Below are 2,469 nucleotides of genomic sequence, written 5' to 3'. Positions count from 1 at the left end.
CGTTGGCCTTGGTGGGATGCTGGGTGTAGTCTCCGTACTCCAGCAGCTCTTTCACTCCAGGGAAGTCTTTGGACAGTTTTGTGATCAGCTGCTCCTGCTTGCGTGTGGGTGGGCGGTCATCGGGTAGGATCTCCACCCGTTCTCGTGTGGCAATGTACTTCATGTAACCAGTTGCACCTTGGCTACCGTTGCACTTGATGTATGGGCTTTTGACAATCAGTCTTGCCACTCGTCCTCACTCCCGTTGGCGTCTCGCACCTTCTCCTCCAGTCGTAGCCGACCATTGGTGCGCTTCACATTGGCAATGCTGTTGGAGCGCTGTCGCTCCAGGTATTCTTCATCCAGTTGAACGCAGTCCACCAGAGTACTCAGCCCCATGTCCAGTTCCACCGCCTGCTTGAAGAGCAGAGCGGAGATGCGGTTCTCCAGTTGATCCAGTCTGCCGTCCAGATAGGATTGAACCGAGGTGGGGAGAAACAATCCGGCGTTGTTGGCGCTGAGATAGTCCAGGTAAAAGTCAATGGCGTTTTCGATAAAGCCAGTAATGCTTCGGCTGCCATCCTCCGCATGTCGCCGTTCCAGAAGTGCTTTTTTCTCTGGTGTGAGATAGAGAGGAAACTTTTCTTTTTTGCTCATATTCCTTCCTTTCGGGGTATTGACCCCAATATTTTTGTTGTGGGAGTAAGGGTTTCGGGATAACGACCGCAGAATTTCCGTACCTCTCAAGGTTTGACCCCATGTTTGAAACCCCGGAAACCCTTGAAACTGCCCGCACTGCGGGCAGTTGTGACTGGCCGGATGACCCCCGGCCTTTATCCTGCTTCTCGTTAGTCCAGGCCCCGCATCCGCCATTTCCGCCCCAAAGGGGGCAAATTTGCCCCTCCTTTGCCTGGGCGAGGCATGGCCTTCCCCAGCCCTGCAATCGCCCACACAGCCCCTCACAGCGGGGCACACGGGGCTTTCTCTGGATTTCGTCCCAGGCACTTTTGCGCCTGCTGCCACTTTTGCTGTTTCTCCAGCTGGTCCATCTGCTGCTGGTAGTAACAGTCCAATGTGATTTGGATGGGGAGGATGGTGTACTGGTTGTTGCCGTTCCATTTCATGCCGTGGCTGTCCAGGTAGCTGGTGTGTTCCACAGAGATGAGCTGTCGGTCCTCCAGTTTTGCAATGTGCTTCATCACGGTAGCCACCGTGAGATGTACTGCAGCAGCAATGGTTCGGTAGCTGGGATGGCACTGGTGGGTGTGTCGGTTCTCGCAGTAGAGCAGGTAGGCGTAGACGGCGATGGCTCCGTGACCGAGATTTAGGAAGAATAATTCATTGGGCAGAGAGAAAAAATTCTTCCCGGTATTCTTGTACACCGGAACCATGTGTTGATCCAGCAGACCACGTTGCCTGAGCTCCGTGAGTTGCTCTGCGGCCATGTCCTTGCTCATGTGTAGCTTAGATGCAATCTCGTCCGCAGTGGGCGGGACAGATTTTTTTCCGTGGGTATGGAGATAGCAGAGATAGGTGAAGGTAGCGAAGGCCTGGGGTTTCAGATTCCACTTCCAAATTTCATTGGGGATTGAGAAGCGATGCCGCCGGGGATCACGCTGGTACAAAGACAAATTCAGTTGCGATCACCTCCTTCCGTGTGTTCCACTACCCATTGGATGAACTGTTCCTTGGGTACCACTATGCGGCTGCCCACTCGCAGTACCGGGAAGCCGGGTTCGTGCATCAACTCGTAAGCACTGGATGATGAGACACCCAATGTTTTTGCCACTGTTTCTGAATTGAGAAACAGCGGCAGGTCGTCGTAGTGCTTGTACATGGATTGTTTCATTTTGAATTCCCCTTTACAAAAAAGTAAGGACACCAGCGACGGCGCTGATGCCCTTCTGCTTGTATTGTGTCGGAGATTTTGTTAGACTGAGAAAAAGGTGTGACCAATTATTTTCCAGGTGGGACAATTTTCGGTGGTGGTGATGTTCTTTGGATGGAAATATCGTATTTTACATTCACGGCAGCACAATCGAATACGGTGGAACGCTGTTTGATGCCGGGGAACTGACCACGGATATTTTGAACCTGGGTCCCAGGGAGTACGCCCCTTTCCATGACCAACTCCAGCATATCTTGTCCCTGGCCAAGCAGTACGAGAGCATGCAGGACCGTGGCATCTGGTGGGAACTGAACGGCTGTCTGATGGAACTGCGCAGTCAGTTGAGCAAGTACCGGGTATTTCAAATCCTGCTGCAGGATGACCAGCAGCTTTTTCAAGAAGCCCAGCAGTACACTGAGCAGTTCTCTTTCCTTCCAGAGGAGGAGATGGACTGCCGCATGGTAGCCCCGGAGCAGTGGGAAGCTGCAGCAGTGCAGGAGGAAGAGAACCAAACCATTCCCCCACAACTTCTCATCTATCCTGGCAGCCGCAGAGAAAAATGGCTGTACTACCGCAAGCAGATCGACCGCTACCAGCGTTAC

At 52.9% G+C, this 2,469-nt stretch carries 5 protein-coding genes; 1 reads left to right on the top strand and 4 read right to left on the bottom strand.

Annotated elements, in window-relative coordinates:
- The 4 genes from mobL to H9X86_RS11855 form a co-directional block, all read right to left on the bottom strand.
- Window positions 1-229 (bottom strand): relaxase MobL (gene mobL, locus H9X86_RS11870; protein ID WP_346011472.1); only part of this gene is annotated, 229 nt, incomplete at its 3' end.
- Window positions 217-636: a hypothetical protein gene (locus H9X86_RS11865; RefSeq protein WP_204901707.1), complete on the bottom strand. Its 420-nt coding sequence runs from the start codon at window positions 634-636 to the stop codon at window positions 217-219. The genes H9X86_RS11865 and mobL, both read right to left, overlap by 13 nt.
- Window positions 637-938: 302 nt before the next feature.
- Complete coding sequence (locus H9X86_RS12575) at window positions 939-1,610, bottom strand: helix-turn-helix domain-containing protein (RefSeq protein ID WP_243416956.1); 672 nt, start codon at window positions 1,608-1,610, stop codon at window positions 939-941.
- 2 nt (window positions 1,611-1,612) lie between these two features.
- Window positions 1,613-1,828 (bottom strand): helix-turn-helix domain-containing protein, encoded by a 216-nt coding sequence (locus H9X86_RS11855; protein WP_204901706.1) that lies wholly within the window; start codon window positions 1,826-1,828, stop codon window positions 1,613-1,615.
- A gap of 149 nt (window positions 1,829-1,977) precedes the next feature.
- Between H9X86_RS11855 and H9X86_RS11850 the strand changes: the two genes are divergently transcribed.
- Window positions 1,978-2,469 (top strand): hypothetical protein (locus H9X86_RS11850; protein WP_204901705.1); only part of this gene is annotated, 492 nt, incomplete at its 3' end.

The sequence above is a fragment of the Pseudoflavonifractor capillosus genome (genome assembly GCF_016902575.1).
Lineage (GTDB): Bacteria > Bacillota > Clostridia > Oscillospirales > Oscillospiraceae > Enterenecus > Enterenecus capillosus_A.
The sequence above is the reverse complement of the archived record's forward strand: the minus strand, read 5'-3'. Positions and strand labels throughout refer to the sequence as shown.

What these genes read in the sequence shown, in the direction of transcription:
- H9X86_RS11865 (WP_204901707.1), bottom strand. Translation starts at nt 636, where the DNA reads ATGAGCAAAAAAGAAAAGTTTCCTCTCTATCTCACACCAGAGAAAAAA.
- H9X86_RS11855 (WP_204901706.1), bottom strand. Translation starts at nt 1,828, where the DNA reads ATGAAACAATCCATGTACAAGCACTACGACGACCTGCCGCTGTTTCTC.